The sequence below is a fragment of the Kitasatospora sp. MBT63 genome (assembly GCF_000710465.2).
Lineage (GTDB): Bacteria > Actinomycetota > Actinomycetes > Streptomycetales > Streptomycetaceae > Kitasatospora.
Map to the genome: position 1 here is coordinate 28,552 of NZ_JAIZ01000676.1, position 15,263 is coordinate 43,814.

Annotated in this window: 13 protein-coding genes and 1 tRNA gene; 6 read left to right on the forward strand and 8 right to left on the reverse strand. The window is 73.4% G+C overall.

Features of this window, described 5'->3' with window-relative positions; genetic code table 11:
• The 4 genes from AA75_RS35495 to AA75_RS35510 all read left to right on the forward strand — a co-directional run.
• Nucleotides 1-367 (forward strand): NUDIX domain-containing protein (locus AA75_RS35495; protein WP_033824529.1); only part of this gene is annotated, 367 nt, incomplete at its 5' end.
• Nucleotides 368-700: 333 nt separating this feature from the next.
• Nucleotides 701-1,105 carry a nuclear transport factor 2 family protein gene (locus AA75_RS35500; protein ID WP_033824497.1) on the forward strand — a complete coding sequence of 135 codons (405 nt, stop codon included), beginning with the start codon at nt 701-703 and terminating at the stop codon, nt 1,103-1,105.
• A 156-nt stretch (nt 1,106-1,261) separates the two neighbouring features.
• Entirely contained in the window at nt 1,262-2,800 is a 1,539-nt protein-coding gene (locus tag AA75_RS35505; protein WP_051814012.1) for an MFS transporter, read from the forward strand.
• Nucleotides 2,800-3,657, forward strand: coding sequence for a siderophore-interacting protein (locus tag AA75_RS35510; protein ID WP_033824498.1), 858 nt, complete (start codon nt 2,800-2,802; stop codon nt 3,655-3,657). The genes AA75_RS35505 and AA75_RS35510 overlap by 1 nt, the downstream gene beginning before the upstream one ends.
• A 253-nt stretch (nt 3,658-3,910) precedes the next feature.
• Here the strand turns inward: AA75_RS35510 and gap are convergent, their stop codons facing one another.
• The 3 genes from gap to AA75_RS48420 form a co-directional block, all read right to left on the reverse strand.
• On the reverse strand, nt 3,911-4,909 hold the full coding sequence (gap, locus tag AA75_RS35515; RefSeq protein WP_033824499.1) for a type I glyceraldehyde-3-phosphate dehydrogenase: 999 nt from the start codon (nt 4,907-4,909) through the stop codon (nt 3,911-3,913).
• Between the two features lie 138 nt (nt 4,910-5,047).
• Nucleotides 5,048-6,004 carry a GlxA family transcriptional regulator gene (locus AA75_RS35520; protein WP_051814013.1) on the reverse strand — a complete coding sequence of 319 codons (957 nt, stop codon included), beginning with the start codon at nt 6,002-6,004 and terminating at the stop codon, nt 5,048-5,050.
• 70 nt (nt 6,005-6,074) lie between these two features.
• Nucleotides 6,075-6,171: transfer RNA gene (locus tag AA75_RS48420), tRNA-OTHER, on the reverse strand.
• Between the two features lie 260 nt (nt 6,172-6,431).
• On the opposite strand from AA75_RS48420, the gene AA75_RS35525 reads away from it, so the two are divergent.
• Entirely contained in the window at nt 6,432-7,367 is a 936-nt protein-coding gene (locus AA75_RS35525) for an NADP-dependent oxidoreductase (RefSeq protein WP_033824501.1), read from the forward strand.
• Between the two features lie 60 nt (nt 7,368-7,427).
• Here AA75_RS35525 and AA75_RS35530 read toward each other — a convergent pair whose 3' ends face one another.
• On the reverse strand, nt 7,428-7,742 hold the full coding sequence (locus AA75_RS35530; RefSeq protein WP_149038570.1) for a hypothetical protein: 315 nt from the start codon (nt 7,740-7,742) through the stop codon (nt 7,428-7,430).
• Between the two features lie 526 nt (nt 7,743-8,268).
• Between AA75_RS35530 and AA75_RS35535 the strand changes: the two genes are divergently transcribed.
• Nucleotides 8,269-9,324, forward strand: a complete 1,056-nt coding sequence (locus tag AA75_RS35535; protein WP_051814014.1) for a PAS domain-containing protein — start codon at nt 8,269-8,271, stop codon at nt 9,322-9,324.
• 52 nt (nt 9,325-9,376) lie between these two features.
• On the opposite strand, the gene AA75_RS35540 is transcribed toward AA75_RS35535, so the two are convergent.
• From AA75_RS35540 to AA75_RS35555, 4 genes are all read right to left on the reverse strand, one after another.
• The gene (locus AA75_RS35540; protein WP_199520490.1) at nt 9,377-10,663 is read right to left on the reverse strand and encodes an MFS transporter; all 1,287 of its coding nucleotides are present in this window, start codon (nt 10,661-10,663) and stop codon (nt 9,377-9,379) included.
• Between the two features lie 64 nt (nt 10,664-10,727).
• Nucleotides 10,728-12,767, reverse strand: a complete 2,040-nt coding sequence (locus AA75_RS35545; protein WP_199520491.1) for a PEP/pyruvate-binding domain-containing protein — start codon at nt 12,765-12,767, stop codon at nt 10,728-10,730.
• Nucleotides 12,764-14,155 (reverse strand): acetyl-CoA carboxylase biotin carboxylase subunit family protein, encoded by a 1,392-nt coding sequence (locus tag AA75_RS35550; RefSeq protein ID WP_033824503.1) that lies wholly within the window; start codon nt 14,153-14,155, stop codon nt 12,764-12,766. The genes AA75_RS35545 and AA75_RS35550 overlap by 4 nt, the downstream gene beginning before the upstream one ends.
• 426 nt (nt 14,156-14,581) lie before the next feature.
• On the reverse strand, nt 14,582-15,034 hold the full coding sequence (locus tag AA75_RS35555; protein ID WP_033824504.1) for an iron chaperone: 453 nt from the start codon (nt 15,032-15,034) through the stop codon (nt 14,582-14,584).
• Nucleotides 15,035-15,263 lie beyond the last annotated feature (229 nt).

A 15,263-nucleotide genomic window follows, 5' to 3' on the forward strand; every position in this document is an offset into this window, starting at 1 on the left:
CGGCAAGGTCGAGGAAGGCGAGCGCCTGGATGAGGCCGCCGCCCGCGAGTTGCACGAAGAGTCGGGCCTGATCGTCGCCCCCGAGGACCTGCGGCTGGTCCACACCATCCAGGTCAAGGCCGGGTGGGACGGCAAGGGCCCGTTCCTCCTCTCGGTCTTCGCCGCGACCTCGTGGCAGGGCGAGCTGACGAACACCGAGCCGGACAAGCATCTCGCCGTCCTGTGGATGGACACCGCCGCGCTGCCCACCCCGATGTTCCCCACCTCGCATGCCGCCCTCACCGCCTACCTCTCCGGCGACGGGCGGGGGTTCTCCACCTACGGCTGGGACGCCTCGGAGGACCTGCGCGCCCTGGTCGGGGCCTGAGATGACCGACCCCAACCGGGCGTGGAGAGCAGGCCTCGGTCTGGTTCGCACCGAACGTGATGTCGGGACCATCCTCGCGGGCGCGGGGTCTGTCCCACGAGGTCCGCGACGCCGCCGAGACCCTCGGTCAGGTGTTGGTACAGCTGGGTCCGGGTGCCGCGCTTGAGCAGCGCTGCGAGTGTGTCTGCGGTCTCGCGCCCTACGTCGTTCGGCACGCTCCCGGATTAGCGTGCGCGACGCACGCAGTCTGTTGTAGTCTTCAGATGCGTGCCCGACGCACGCAACGTTCGGACCCGGGAACTCTTGTTCCCGATCCCTTCTGTGAGGACCGCCATGACCAGCACTGCTTTCCGCACCGACGTCACCTCCGCCATGACCGACCTGCTCTTCACGCCGGAGCTGGAGCTGTCCGAGGCCGTGGACCGGCACTTCGCCCCGGACTACCGTCAGCGCACCGACGGCAGTTGGGCCGACCGGAGCGAGTTCACGGCTCACATCGCCCACCTGCGCGGCATCGTCGCGGGTGGCACGATCCGGGTGCTGGAGGAACTCGTGCAGGGCGACCTGTACGCCGACCGGCACATCATCGACGTCGACAAGACCGACGGCTCCTCTGTGCGCGTGGAGGTCTACCTCTTCGGCGAGTTCGCCCCCGACGGCCGCTTCCGGCGCATCGAGGAGACCACCCTGATGCTCCAGGGCGCCGACAGCGACCGCAACATCGGCAGCGCCCGCTGACAGTACGGGTGTTCATGAGTGGTTCCCGTTCAGGCCGACCGGCCGTCCGAGTCCTGACCGGGATCCGCCGTCCTCGACGGTCACCGCCGAGCGGCCCGCAGCCACGCCTAGACATCCCTACGGAGCATCGCCCCGTCCTCCCTGGAGCCCACACCCATGCACGGAAAAAGCCCCCGCCCGCACCACAACCTGACCTTCGCCGTCCTGCTGCTCGGCGTCGGCGCATACTCGCTGCTGCAGTCGCTGGTGGTCCCGGTCCTGCCGACCCTGACGCAGCACCTGCACACCACCCAGTCCACCGCGACCTGGATGATGACCGGCTACCTGCTCTCCGCCTCCGTGGCCACGCCGATCCTGGGCCGGATCGGCGACAAGGCCGGCAAGGAGCGGATGCTGCTCGTCACCCTCACGGCGCTGACCGCCGGGTCCGCGATGGCCGGCCTCTCGCACTCCATCGGCCCGATGATCGTCGCGCGGGTCATCCAGGGCGCGGGCGGTGCCGTGGTTCCGCTGGCATTCGGCATCATCCGCGACGAGTTCCCCGCCGAGAAGGTCCGCGGCGCCGTCGGCGTCACGGCGGCGCTGTCCGCCGTCGGCGTCGGACTGGGGCTGATCCTGGCCGGGCCGATCGTCGACCACCTGGACTACCACTGGCTCTTCTGGGTACCGACGATCCTCACGGCGCTCGCGGCCATCGCGACCTACCTGTTCGTCCCCGAGTCCCCGGTGCGCACCCCGGGACGGATCAGCTGGGGCGCCGCGGTGCTGCTCTCCGTCTGGCTGGTGGCCCTGCTGCTGGCCGCCGGCGAGGGGACGAAGTGGGGCTGGGGCTCCACCCGGATCTTGGGCCTGTTCGCGGTCGCCGTGGTCTCCGCAGTCTGCTGGGTCATGGTCGAGCTGCGCTCGGACGCCCCGCTGATCGACATGCGGATGATGCGCGTCCCGGCGGTGTGGACCGCCAACCTGGTCGCCCTGCTCTTCGGCGTCGGGATGTACACCACGATGACCTTCCTGCCGCAGCTGGTCCAGACGCCCGAGCGCCTCGCCGGCTACGGCTTCAGCGCGAGTGTCACCCAGTCCGGGATCTACATGCTGCCGCTGACCGGCGGCATGTTCGTGCTCGGCGTGCTGGCCGGGCCGCTGGCCGCCCGCTTCGGCTCCAAGCGCGTGCTGATCGCCGGCAGCCTGGTCACCGTCGCACCGTTCGCCGTCCTGGCCACGGCCCACGACCGAGCGTGGCAGATCTACACCGCGTCCGCCCTGCTCGGCGTCGGCCTCGGCCTCGCCTTCTCCGCGATGTCCGCCATCGTCGTCGAAGCCGTCCAGCCGGCGCAGACCGGAGTGGCCAGCGGCATGAACGCCAACATCCGTACCATCGGCGGCGCGATCGGCAGCGCGGTGACGGCCAGCATCCTGTCCTCCGGGGTCACGACCGCCCACCCGTTCCCCCACGACACCGGCTACACGGCCACGTTCTGGTTCCTGACCGCCAGCGCCGTACTCGCCGCCGCCGCTGCCTTCGCCGTCCCGGCTGTCCGGCACGGGCGGAACGACCGCAGCCACGCGGGATCGCCCCGGCGCGGCACGGAACAGATCACGGCCGACAGTGCGGGTCTCCCTCACGTCGCGTCGCCATCTGCCGGGGCAGTCGGGGCAGTCGGGGCAGTCGGGGCAGTGTCCAGGGAGGAGCGGTGATGACCGGACGGCAGGGTCGGCAGACACCGGCTTTTGAGGCGGAGGTGATCCGCACGGAGTGGATCGCCCCGCACATGATTCGAGTCGTGATCGGCGGCCAGGGGGTGGCGGCCTTCAAATCCGGGAGGTACGCCGACCCGTTCATCAAGCTGCTGTTCCCGCGGGAGGGAATCGAGTATCCGCACCCCTTCGATCCGGGGCGGATACAGGACGAGCTTCCCCCTGAGCAGTGGCCCGTCCCCCGGATCTACACGGTGCGGTCGTGGGATGCCGCGCTGTGCGAGCTGGCCGTGGACTTCGTGGTGCACGGCGACGAGGGGGTGGCGGGGCCTTGGGCGGCCGCAGTTCGGCCGGGAGAGACCGTGTGGTTCGCCGGACCGGGCGGCAGCTACAGCCCTGACCCCACGGCGGACTGGCACCTGCTGGCGGGAGACGCGAGCGCCCTTCCCGCCATGGCCTCGGCGCTGGAACGCATGCCGGCCGGTGCGCTGGTCCACGCCTTCGTCGAGGTGGCGGGGCCGGAGGACGAACAGGATGTCGCAACCCCCGACGGTGTCGGCGTCACGTGGCTCCACCGGGGTGACCGCCGGGTGGGTGCGGCGCTGGTCGCGGCCGTGAGCGCGCTGGACTTCCCGGCCGGCGACGTCTGCGCCTTCGTCCACGGCGAGGCCGGCTTCGTCAGGGAACTGCGGCGTCACCTGCTGCTGGAACGCGGCGTCCCGCGGGAGCGGGTCTCGATCTCCGGCTACTGGCGGCTCGGTCACAACGACGAGACCTGGCGCGTGGTGAAACGTGACTGGATCGCCGGGATGGAGGCCGACGAGGAAGAGGAGACCGCAAGCGAATCGGATCGTTGAAGGCGCGGACACATCGTCGCGGACGGATCGGGCATCGCTGTCCAGGCGCTGCGGCGGGCCGGGCGGCGCGGCGTACGGCGGGCCGGCCGGGCGGGGACGGCCGCAGACCCCGAGCCCGCGACGCGCGTCCGCCGCCGACCCCGAGGCGCGCGTCCGCCGCGCGGTCGCCGCCCACCTCGACATCCCGACATCCCGCTGCCCGCCCCGTTCCGGCTCCTCGGGGCGGGCAGGCGGCTCCGGTTCCCGCTGCGGGTCAGCCCGCGGCGAGGAGTTCGAGCGTGTCGATCACCCGGTTGGAGAAGCCCCACTCGTTGTCGTACCAGGCGACCACCTTGACGTGGCGGCCGTCGACGCGGGTGAGCTCCGAGTCGAAGATCGAGGAGGCCGGGTTGCCGGTGATGTCGGAGGACACCAGCGGGTCGTCCGAGTACTCCAGCACGCCGGCGAGCGGACCCTGCGCGGCGGCGCGGTAGGCGGCCAGCACCTCCTCGCGGGTCACCTCGCGGGCGACGGTGGTGTTGAGCTCGACGATCGACCCCACCGGCACCGGCACGCGGATCGAGTCGCCGGACAGCTTGCCGTCGAGCGCCGGCAGGACCAGGCCGATCGCCTTGGCCGCGCCCGTGGTGGTCGGGACGATGTTGACCGCGGCGGCGCGGGCGCGGCGGGGGTCGCGGTGCGGGCCGTCCTGGAGGTTCTGCTCCTGCGTGTAGGCGTGCACCGTGGTCATGAACCCGTGCTCGATCCCGGCCAGGTCGTCCAGCACCGCGGCCAGGGGCGCCAGCGCGTTGGTGGTGCAGGAGGCGTTGGAGACGATGGTGTGCAGTGCCGGGTCGTACGCGTCGGTGTTCACCCCGTACGCGAGCGTGACGTCGGCGCCGTCGGAGGGCGCGCTGACCAGGACCCGCTTGGCGCCCGCGTCGAGGTGGGCGCGCGCGTCCTTGGCCGAGGTGAAGCGGCCGGTCGCCTCCAGCACGATGTCCACGCCGAGCTCGGCCCAGGGCAGCTGCGCGGGCTCCCGCTCGGCGAGCACGGTGATCCGGCGGCCGTCGACGACCAGCGCGTCACCGTCGACCGTGACCGGGCGGCCGAGCCGGCCCGAGGTCGTGTCGTACGCGAGCAGCCGCGCGAGGGTGGCGGGCGCGGTGAGGTCGTTGACGGCGACGACCTCGAGGTCGCTGTCGCGCTCCAGCAGCGCGCGCAGCACGTTGCGTCCGATGCGGCCGAATCCGTTGATGGCGATGCGAGTCATGGGTGGCGTCCTTTCGGGTTCGCCACCAGGGTCGCCCGTGGCGAGGGCCGGTGACAGCGGTGTGATCGCCACGGTCCGAAAGGATCTCGCCACGCGCCGGCGGGCACCCGTAGGGCGCCCACGGGCGCAGGTGCGCCGCTACTCGCCGCGGGCGAAGGTGCGCCGGTACTCGCTCGGGGTGGTGTCGAGGATGCGCTGGAAGTGCAGCCGCAGGTTGGTGCCGGTGCCGAGTCCGACGTCGGCGGCGATCTGCTCGACGCTGCGCTCCGAGCGCTCCAGCAGTTCGCGGGCGAGGTCGATCCGGGCACGCATCACCCACTGCATCGGCGTGTAGCCGGTGTCCTCGACGAAGCGCCGCGAGAAGGTGCGCGGCGACACCGCCGCGTGCCGTGCCAGCGCCTCCAGGGTGAGCGGCTCGGCGAGCCGGTGCAGCGCCCACTCGCGGGTGGCGGCGAACCGCTCGCCCAGTGGTTCGGGGACGCTGCGCGGCACGTACTGGGCCTGTCCGCCGCTGCGGTAGGGGGCGGCGACCAGGCGGCGGGCCGCGTGGTTCGAGGCGGCCACGCCGAGGTCGCCGCGCAGGATGTGCAGGCACAGGTCGATGCCGGAGGCGGCGCCGGCCGAGGTGAGAACGCTGCCCTCGTCGACGAACAGCACGTTCTCGTCGACCCGGACCAGCGGGCGCTTCGCCGCGAGCGCCCGCGCGTAGTGCCAGTGCGTGGTGGCGCGGCGGCCGTCGAGCAGGCCGGTGGCGGCGAGCGCGAAGGCGCCCGTCGAGATGGCGGCGAGCCGGGCGCCGCGGTGGTGGGCGGCGATCAGCGCGTCGAGGACGGCCTGCGGCGGGTCCTCGCGGTCGGGGAACCGGTAGCCGGGCACGAAGACGAGGTCGGCCCACTCCAGTGCCTCCAGGCCGTGGGCGACGTGGTACGACAGGCCGTCGCCGCCGGCCACCGGCCCGGGGGCCGCGCCGCACACCCGCACCTCGTACGGCATGCTCGCGCGGGTCGTGAACACCTGCGCGGGAATGCCGATGTCCAGCGGTTTCGCGCCTTCGAGCACGAGGACGGCGACGCGTCGGAGGGGTGAGGCTGCCACGGGGACGAGGGTACGCGGCCCGGCACGGGGACCGGGGCCCGGCGGCGCCCGGCCGCCGGAGGGGCGAGGGCGGAGAGGGCAGGATTCGAACCTGCGTGGGCACCCGAAGGCACCCGATCCGGACCCGAAGGCCCTGGTCCCCGATCAACCACTCCGGGCACCTCTCCCAGCTCCCGGCCCCGGAGTCCGCCCCCGGCGCCGTTCACGAGCACCACTCTGCCCGCGACCACTGACCCTGCCCTGACCCGCACCTGACGGGACGGCACACCGGGCGACGGGCGCCTCCGTCCGTGTCGCGTCCGCCGGACGGACGGTCAGCCTCCCGGGCCCGGCGCAGCGGACGGCGTAGAAACGGATGGCCGTCGCTCCGCGGGCAGCAGGCCGCCGCCGGGCGGACGGCTTCCCAGCACGTCCACAGGAGGTCACCGTGAAAGCCCTCGTCGCCGCCGGGTACCAGCCGCTCGACCGCATCGCCCTCACCGACCGGCCGAAACCGGCCGCCGGGCCGGGCCAGGTGGTGGTGCGCGTCGAGGCCGCCGCGCTCAACCCCCTCGATCTCGCGCTGATCACCGGTGCGCTGAAGGACGTCTATCCCGTCCAGCACCCCCTCGTCATCGGGATGGACGCGGCGGGGACCGTGGACGAGGTCGGGCCGGACGTCACCGGCTACGCACCGGGCGACCGCGTCCTCGCGTTCACCGGGCAGACCGGGTCGGTGGCCGAGTACACGGTGGCGACGCCCGGGCCCCGGCTCGCCCACCGGCCCGCGGGCCTGGACGCCGAACGGGCGGCGGCCCTGCCCGAGTCGGGGATGACGGCGGTCTGCCTGCTCCGGGCGGCGGGCCTGGCACCCGGGCAGACGGTGCTGGTGATCGGGGCCACCGGCGGGATCGGCCTGTACGCCGTCCAGCTCGCGACGGCGCTCGGCGCCCGGGTCATCGCGACGGCGGGCGGTCAGGACGCCGAGTACATCCGGGAGCTCGGTGCGGCCCACACGGTCGACTACCGGACGGCCGACGTCGTGGCGGCCGCTCTGGAGCTGGTGCCCGGCGGGGTCGACCTGGTGGTCGACCTGATCAACAACGGCGAGGGGCTGGTCGGCAGCGCCCGGGCCGCGCGCCCGGGCGGCCGGCTGGTCTCGCCGCTCTTCGGGCCGCAGACCCTGGACCGCGACGTGACGCCCGTCTACATCGGGTCCTTCGTCCCCGAGCCCGGCGATCTCGACGACCTCGCGGCGCGCGCCGCGGACGGCCGGCTCCGGGTGGAGATCGGTGCGCGGTACCCGTTCGCCGACGCGGCCCGGGCGGTCGCCGACTTCGCCGGGACCCACATCCGCGGCAAGGTCGTCATCACCGTCCCCTGAGGGCCCGGCCCGGCCGGGACGGCGGATGCGCGGGCCGGGCAGGGCAGGGCGGCGGCCTGTTCACCGCTGCCGCCCGCCGTCGGGGTCGACCGCCATGGCGAGCCCGATCACGATGCAGATCACCAGCAGCACCACGCCGAGCCCGATGGAGGTCCGTCCCCCGCTGGTCAGGCTGTCCAACTGCTCCTGGTAGGTGGTGTCCTGCGGTACGGGCATCCCGTCGGTGACCGGTCCCGTCACCTTGGCGACACAGACGTCGCCCGGGACCATCGGCCGGCCGTAGCAGGTGGGCACGTCGGTCTGCAGTTTGCTGAACCCGGAGAGGATCAGGCCCGCGCTCGCGGCGAGCAGCACCAGAAGGATCACTACTGCCATGGCCGTTCCGGACCCCCGTCCCCCGCGCGGCCGCCGACTCCGGCGCCCCCGTGCGCTTCGGTGCGGTACGTACCCGGGCCCGTCCGGGCGAACCGTGCCCGCGGCGTGCCGCCGACCACACCGCCGCCCTCCGGTCCGGGACGGCTGCGCACCGGGCGGTTACCCGGCCCGGACGCGGGTACCCGACGGCATGCGTGTGCGGCTCGCACCACCGGCGGCGCCGGCAGCGGCTGGTTTGCGCCAATCGCGCCCGGTCCGGCCCACCGGGCGGGCGGGGCCGCGGTCGCCGCCGCACGGCCGCCGGGACCTGTCCGAGGTCCCGCCGGGCACGGAAGGGGAACGGATCTGACGGATCGTCAGCCTACGGCGGACCGCACCGGCAGGGGCGGATGGGACGGCCGGGGACGGGCGGGGCGGCCGAATCCCTACCGTGGCCGGCCCGGGTGGCCACCGGCGTCCTTCATGATCATCACAGGGGCCGGTCCGACCGGGAACGGCCTACCGTGCGGCACGAGGGAGACCCGGGATGGACGCGGAACGACGGCCGGTGCCCGGCCGCGGAACGGAACCGGACCCACCGGACCAGGCCCTCGCCCCGGAGACGGCCCGCTGGTTCGCCAAACTCGCCGCCTACACACCGGCGATGGCCTTCGTCCGCAACGGCGACGGCCGCTACCTCTGGGTCAACGCCGCCTACGCGCACCTCTACGGCCTCGAACCGGCCGCCGTGGTCGGCCGCTCCGTCGAGGAGGTCGACCCGCCGCTCGACGCGGCGGGCTTCCGCGCCCTGGACCGCGAGGTGCTGCGCACCCGCCGCCCGGTGCGCCACATGCTGGCGTTCCGGCACCCGGACGGCAGGCCGGGCCGGGCGGTCGGGCACCGGTTCGCGTTGGACGGCCGGGACGAGCCGTGCGTCGGCGGGGTCTACGTCGACGTCACCGAGCGGGACCGGGCGCTGGACGAGAAGGCCGCCGTCCACGAGGAGTTGCACGCCCTGCGGGAGCGCTCGGGCCTGGCCGTGGTCACCGTCGGCCTCGACGGCCGGGTGGAGCGGGCCAGCGGCGGCGCCGCGGGCCTGCTGGGCGTCGGACGCGCGGACCTCGAGGGCACACCGGTGACGGCGCACCTCAAGGGCAGCGCCGTTCCGGCCGTGCTGCGACGGCTCTGGAGCGAACTGGTCCAGGGCCGGATCTCCCGGGCCGGGGACGTGCTGCGGGTTCGGGTGGCCGGTGGCGCCACCCGGCTCCTGCGTACCGATCTGGCGGTGGTCCGGCACCGGGGGGCGCCGGTGCGTGTGCTGGCCGTCCTGACGCCGCTGGGTACGGAGTTCGCCGAGCCGCCCAGGATCACCCCGCTCCAGTTGCGGGTCCTGCTGCTGCTCGCCGGGGGCCGTCCGAACAGCGGCATAGCGGAGGGTCTCGGCCTGTCCCGGCAGGCCCTGGACTACCACCTGCGCCGGCTCCGCTCGGTGCTGGACGCCCCCTCCCGTCCGGCCATGGTGGCCCGCGCCTACACCCTGGGGATCCTGGACGCCAACGCCTGGCCGCCCCGCCCGGCCGCGGGCCCGCCCCCCGGCCGCTGAACGGCACCGCCGCCACCAGGGACGGCCCGACGAATCACCACCTGACAGACGATCACTTCACGGGCCGGTCGCGGCGCACCAGGCGCAGCGCGAGGGCGACCAGGGCGAGCAGCAGGCAGGTGCCGATCGCGGCGTGGACCAGCAGGGCGTCCAGCCGGCCGGCCGACAGGTAGACGCCGACCGCCAGTGCGACCAGTGCGCACACACCCCGGTCGATGATCGATTCGAGGGAGAGCAGGGTGGTGCGGTACGGCGTGGGCGGGATCGCCGCGTTGATCAGGTTGCGCTGGACCGGGTAGGCCAGTCCGGTGGCCGCGGCGAACACGCACAGCCAGCCGACCGTCGCCACCGCGCCCGCCATGCTGGTCGCCGCCAGCGAGAGGGCCATCACCAGGCTCAGGACGGTGACGGCCGCGGTGTCCGAGAGCCGGGAGCGCACCCAGCCGGGCCTGGCCGAGCCGACCGCCTCCGCGACGGTCATCACCGACAGCACCGCGCCGTGGTCGGCGACCGGGACGGCCTTGGCGAGCAGCAGCGGCTGGAAGAGGTTGACCTGGCAGATCCTGGCCAGCGTGAAGATCGCCACGCCCTGGACCATCAGTGGTCCGAGCGTCCTCGAGGTCCGCAGCACGGCGAGCGCCCGGCCGGCCGAGGCCAGCAGCCCGACCCGTTCGGCGGCGGGCCTGCGACCGTCCTGCCCCGGTGCCAGGGCGGGGAGCGCGGTGGCGCAGGCCAGCGAGCCGAGGGTGCAGGCGGCCGTGAGCAGGTACGGGGCGGCGTGCTGAAGGTACATCAGCAGGCCCACCAGCGGCCAGCAGGCGATCTTCGCCCACAGCCCCAGGGACCGGGCGGTGCCCTCGGCCTGGACGTAGTGGTCGCCGGCGCCCTCGGCGTGCAGGTACTCGTACAGGTAGGCGCTGGCGGCGCCGGAGACCAGCGAGCGGGCGGCGGCGATGGCCAGGAAGTGCAGCAGGAATCCCGCCGCCGTGGGCCAGGCGACCGGGACCAGGTTGGCGGCGGTCATCACGGCCGCGCCGAGCTGCAGGCAGCGGCGCTGGCCGAGCCGGTCGGCGATCAGCCCGGTGGGGATCTCCAGCAGGCAGAACGCCACGTAGTAGATGCTCTGGATGCCGAAGATCTGGCCGTCCGTCAGGCCGGCCTGGCGCTGGTACTCGTAGAAGACCGGCATCCACCAGAGCAGGTTGAACAGCAGCTGGAAGCCGTTGTTCAGGCGGATCACCCGCCGGACGGGCGCGGGCACGGGACCGGGGACGCGGCCGGGTTCGTGGTCGGAGGCGGACAGGGGGGCGCGCCGGCGGGCGCGCGTGAGCAGGGACACGGCGTACGGCCTTCGGGGGTCGGGGCTTCGGGGGGTCTCGCGGGTGGCGGCGATGCCGGCCGGGTCAGGCGTTGTAGGGCCTGAGTTGGAGCAGGTGCAGTCGGCCGCCGGGGGCCAGCAGCCACTCGATGTCGAGCGGCGCGGCGAAGGTGTAGTCGGTGGCGAAGTGGGACTGCAGCAGGCGGCCGGCCAGGGCGAGGCGGCCGAGTTGTTCCCGGGTCGCGGGGTCGAGGTCTGTCTCGGCGGCGCCGAGCGAGACGGTGCGTCCGCCGCCCTCCACGGTGTTGTACAGGTACTGCATGGGCGGGGTGGTGCCGTCGACCACGGCCGCGGTGGAGCCGTGGACGCAGTTGAGGTAGACGTTGCGGAAGTCGGCGCGGTTGGTGGGGTTGCAGGTGACCATCACCCCTCCGAGCGGGGAGGGCTCGTACCGCTGGACGATGACGCCCATGAAGGTGTCGTCCAGCGCGATGCCGGCCTGGTGGCGCAGCCGTACGCTGCGCGGCGACAGCAGGGAGGCCCAGACGCCGCGGACCGCGTCGAGCAGGCCGGGCAGGTCGGTGACCTTGGTGTGGGACTCGTAGATGCCGGCGGCGGAGAAACCCGGCAGGTCCTCGGCGTTGGAGGAGGAGCGGACGGCCAGCCGGCCGGCGCCCGCCAGGTGTTCGACCAGCTGGGCGTCGAGGGCGCGGACCAGGTCCTCGGGCACCGGGGTGGCACGGACCAGGTGCTGGAGCTGGACGCAGACGGCGTCCACCGCGTCCATCGCGCCCAGTTCGAGGGCCATCTTGAGCTTGCCGATGCTCTGCTGCACCGCCCGGGAGGAGTCCAGGAAGCGCTGCTGGAAGGCGAACGGCAGCGCGACCCCGTCGGGTGCGCTGACGTGCCGGGCGAGGAACCCGGCGGCGGCCTCGGCCGGGGAGGTCCCGTCCGGGGCGTCGAGGCGGGCGGCGAGGTGGCCCATCAGGTCGGCGCGCGGGGGCCGGGGTACAGCGTAGTAGCCGGTCAGCCGGGCGGATCCGTGCCGCAGGACGTGGTGGAGCTCGCCGAGGTTGGCGGCCTTGGTGCCGTAGCGGCGGCTGTCGCCCGCGCGCAGTTCGGACAGCGGCACGATGGGGACGTCGTCGACCTGCGGGGCGTCGAGCCGGATCCGCTGGGTGTGCCAGGTGGGCTCGGTGAGGTCGGCGGGCTGCTCGGCCCGCTCGATGGTGGCGCCCTCGGCGGTCACCCGGTAGCGGATCCAGGCGCCGTCGAGGCCGTCGTCGGCGATCCGGGTGAGCACGTCGCGGACGATCGCGTTGGGTATCCCCCAGCCGGCGGCGAGCATGTTGGTGTGCGACAGCGGGGTGGTGGGCCGCGCGTTGATCAGGCCCGCCAGCCGCGGGATGTCGTCCGGGACGACCGGCATCGCGACGATGTCGTGCCAGGTCAGCTCGGAGCGGGCGGCCCGGTACGCGGCCGGGTCGGCGAACACCCGCAGCCGGCCGACCGCCGAGCCGAGGGAGAGCGGGACGAACGGCGCGGCGGCGTACAGCTCCTCGCCGCGGGTGCGGGGCAGTGCGCTCTCGGGGACCTCGGCCAGGGCGTTCTGCTGACTGTGGTTGGCGGGCTTCAGCCGCAGCGTCAGCGCCGGGTCCAGCCGGTCCCGGACGAAGGTGTAGAACTCTGTGAGCAGGTCGACGCCCATGGTGTCGGCCTCGGTGGTCTCCAGCACCAGGAACGGCTGCGGGTGCTCCTGCTGCCCGGTGTCGACGTGCAGCGAGAGCACACCGAGCAGGAACCGGCGCTCCGGGTCCTGGTAGACGCTGTGGTTGAACCCGTCCAGGTCCTGGTCGAGTTCGGCCAGCGTCAGGCCGTGGATCTCGGTGGCGATGTAGTTGACGTGGAACGAGTGGACGGCGCTGTCGAGGATGTGCCAGGCGCCCTCGTGCCGGTCGACCACCACCTTCACGTACGGGTGCCCGCCGAGCACGCCGGAGAGCTGCTCGAACAGCGGGAGGGTCAGCCGGGCGCCGACGACCGCGCCGTGCGGCGCCTTCCGTCCGGCGGCCGGGCGGGGGTCCGAGGACGGGGCAGGGCCGGTGGTGTCGGTGCGGGTGCTCATCGGGCGGCTCCGTCGGTGTGCGGCGCGTTCAGGGCCTGCGGTAGCGCGTTCAGGGCCTGCGGCAGCGCGGCGACGATGCGCTCGCAGTCGGCCAGCAGTGCCTGCGCGGAGCCGGCGGTGACGAAGAGCAGCGCGGCCATGGCGTTGGCGCCGCCCGCCTCCTCGTAGGGCGGCATCGCGCTGCCCGGCTTGAGGCTGTGCTCGCGGACCGGCTCGACGGTGGAGCCCGGCCCGAGCAGGGCGGGCCAGTCGACCGCGTCGAAGTCCCAGCAGGGCAGTTCGGTCCACGGGCGGCCGTCGGCGTCGACCGGCAGGATCGCCAGCGAGGCGGCCGCGCCCGTGCCGGTGGTGAGCATCGCGGGCGGGTACTCGACGGGCTCGCCGAGCAGTTGGCGTACCAGCATGCCGATCATGTCGAGGCCGAAGACCGTCTCCGCCTGGCGGGTCGTCAGCACGCCGCCGAACCGGGCGGCCGTCTCGATCACCCACATCGACCCGTCGGCGCCGAGCTTGATCTCGGTGTGGGTGGCGCAGGTGTCCAGGCCGAGGGCGTCCACGGCGGCCCGGGACACCTCTTCGACCCGGCGCTGCAGCGGCTCGGGCAGCGCGGCGGGGGCGAGCCCGGCGCGTTCGGTGAACGGCGGGACGGTCGGCATCCGGCCGGTGACGCACAGCGGGTGGTAGACACCGTCGGCGACGATCCCCTCGACGCTGACGTAGTCGCCCCAGCCCCGGTCCGGGAACCAGTCGGGGGCGCTGCCGGTGACGATCTCCTCGAGCAGGAAGTCGCTCACCCCGGCCTCGGCGCGGTGCAGTTCGGCGTAGCCGAGTTCGGCGGAGTCGGCCATCACGGTGCGGCCGAGCTGCCAGGCGCGTTCCGCCTGGTCGCGGTCGTGCACCCGAACGTGGGCCGTGGAGCCGGCGCTCCACGCCGCCTTGAGCAGCAGCGGCGGGGTGAGCCGTTCGAACGCGGCGGCGATGTCGGCGGTGTCGTGGATCTCGGCGAAACCGGGCACCGGGACGCCGGCGTCCTGCCACACCCGGCGCATCAGGCGCTTGTCCCGGGCGGCCTCGACGCGCTCCCCGGCTCCGGCGAGACCGAGCCGGCCGGCCGCGTGGGCGACGGCCACCACCGCGTACTCCGACAGGGTCAGGACCGCCTTCGCCCCGACCCGGCGGGCGTGCTCGCAGATCAGGTCGACCAGTTCGGTGCCGTCGAGTGGCTCGTGCTCGGTGACGGACGCGCAGTGCGGGCGCCAGGTCTCCGCGGAGCGGTACGGCAGCGGTGCGAGGGCCAGCACGTGCACCTGCGCCCGGGCGGCGATCTTAGGCATGGCGTACTCGAGCGGCGGGCCGCCCTTGGCATAGACGAACAGGATCGGGTTCAACGTCACTCCAGGGTTCGAGGGTGGGGCCGCCGGATGCCGCGCATCAGACACGACGGCCACGAACGGACCAAGAGCAACCACATCACAACCAAGAGTGATCGAAACACGTCAACGGGCTCTGCTGTTTGGGCGTACGCCAAAATTCCGCGTCATTGACCGAAACACCACCGTCACCCGACCGACCCATCCCGCCGCTCTCGCGCTGGAGCGCGACGGCGGGATCAGGGAACGATCAGGCGGCGGGACGCGGCGAGCACGACCGGTTCGCTCCTCGCCCCGGTGCTGACGGCGGAGTTGAACCGGCTGATGGCCCAGCGGCGGCCCCCTGGCGGGAATCGCCGACTTCGACAGAGGCGTGCCGGGCCCGCCGGGCCCGCGTACGACCGCCGCACGCGGGCCCGGACGGGCCAGCCATCACGCGCGGCCTCAGCTCACCGCCTGCTTCACGAGCTCAGTGATCCGCGCCTCCACCTCGGGCGTCACCTCGGTCAGGGCGAAAGCCGCCGCCCACATCGGGCCGTCGTCCAGCTTCGCCTGGTCGCTGAACCCGAGCGTCGCGTAGCGGGACTTGAACTTCTCCGCGCTCTGGAAGAAGCAGACCACCTTGCCGTCCAGCGCGTAGGCGGGCATCCCGTACCAGAGCTTCGGGGCGAGGACCGGGGCGGCGGCGGTGACGACGGCGTGCACGCGCTCGGCCATGATCCGGTCCGAGTCCTGCATCTCCGCGATCTTGGCGACCACGTCCCGCGCCGCCTCCGCCGCCTTGTCCGCCTGCGAGCCACGGCGGGCCGCCGCCTTCAACTCCTTGGCGTGGTCCTTCATCGCGGCCCGCTCCTCGGCCGTGAACCCCTCGTGCGTGCTGCGTCCGGTGCTGCTCATGAAAGATCTCCCCGTTGATGACCTTGATGCGCGGAACCTTGCGAGGGGACCATATCCCGCCCCACCGACATCAACCGTCCCGCGCTGAACGGGTAGACAACGCGTCCCACGCAGATCGTGTCGCGCTCCAAGTCCAACGAGGGCCAGCGAGCCGCCTTCCGGTGCACGGCCTGCCTGGGCGGTAATTGACGTAGCGTCGGACGACACCCCCGAGGCGATCACGCTGCCT

What these genes read in the sequence shown, in the direction of transcription:
- AA75_RS35530 (WP_149038570.1), bottom strand. Translation starts at nt 7,742, where the DNA reads ATGGCAGTAGTGATCCTTCTGGTGCTGCTCGCCGCGAGCGCGGGCCTG.
- AA75_RS35535 (WP_051814014.1), top strand. Translation starts at nt 8,269, where the DNA reads ATGGACGCGGAACGACGGCCGGTGCCCGGCCGCGGAACGGAACCGGAC.
- gap (WP_033824499.1), bottom strand. Translation starts at nt 4,909, where the DNA reads ATGACTCGCATCGCCATCAACGGATTCGGCCGCATCGGACGCAACGTG.
- AA75_RS35555 (WP_033824504.1), bottom strand. Translation starts at nt 15,034, where the DNA reads ATGAGCAGCACCGGACGCAGCACGCACGAGGGGTTCACGGCCGAGGAG.
- AA75_RS35505 (WP_051814012.1), top strand. Translation starts at nt 1,262, where the DNA reads ATGCACGGAAAAAGCCCCCGCCCGCACCACAACCTGACCTTCGCCGTC.
- AA75_RS35545 (WP_199520491.1), bottom strand. Translation starts at nt 12,767, where the DNA reads ATGAGCACCCGCACCGACACCACCGGCCCTGCCCCGTCCTCGGACCCC.
- AA75_RS35510 (WP_033824498.1), top strand. Translation starts at nt 2,800, where the DNA reads ATGACCGGACGGCAGGGTCGGCAGACACCGGCTTTTGAGGCGGAGGTG.
- AA75_RS35500 (WP_033824497.1), top strand. Translation starts at nt 701, where the DNA reads ATGACCAGCACTGCTTTCCGCACCGACGTCACCTCCGCCATGACCGAC.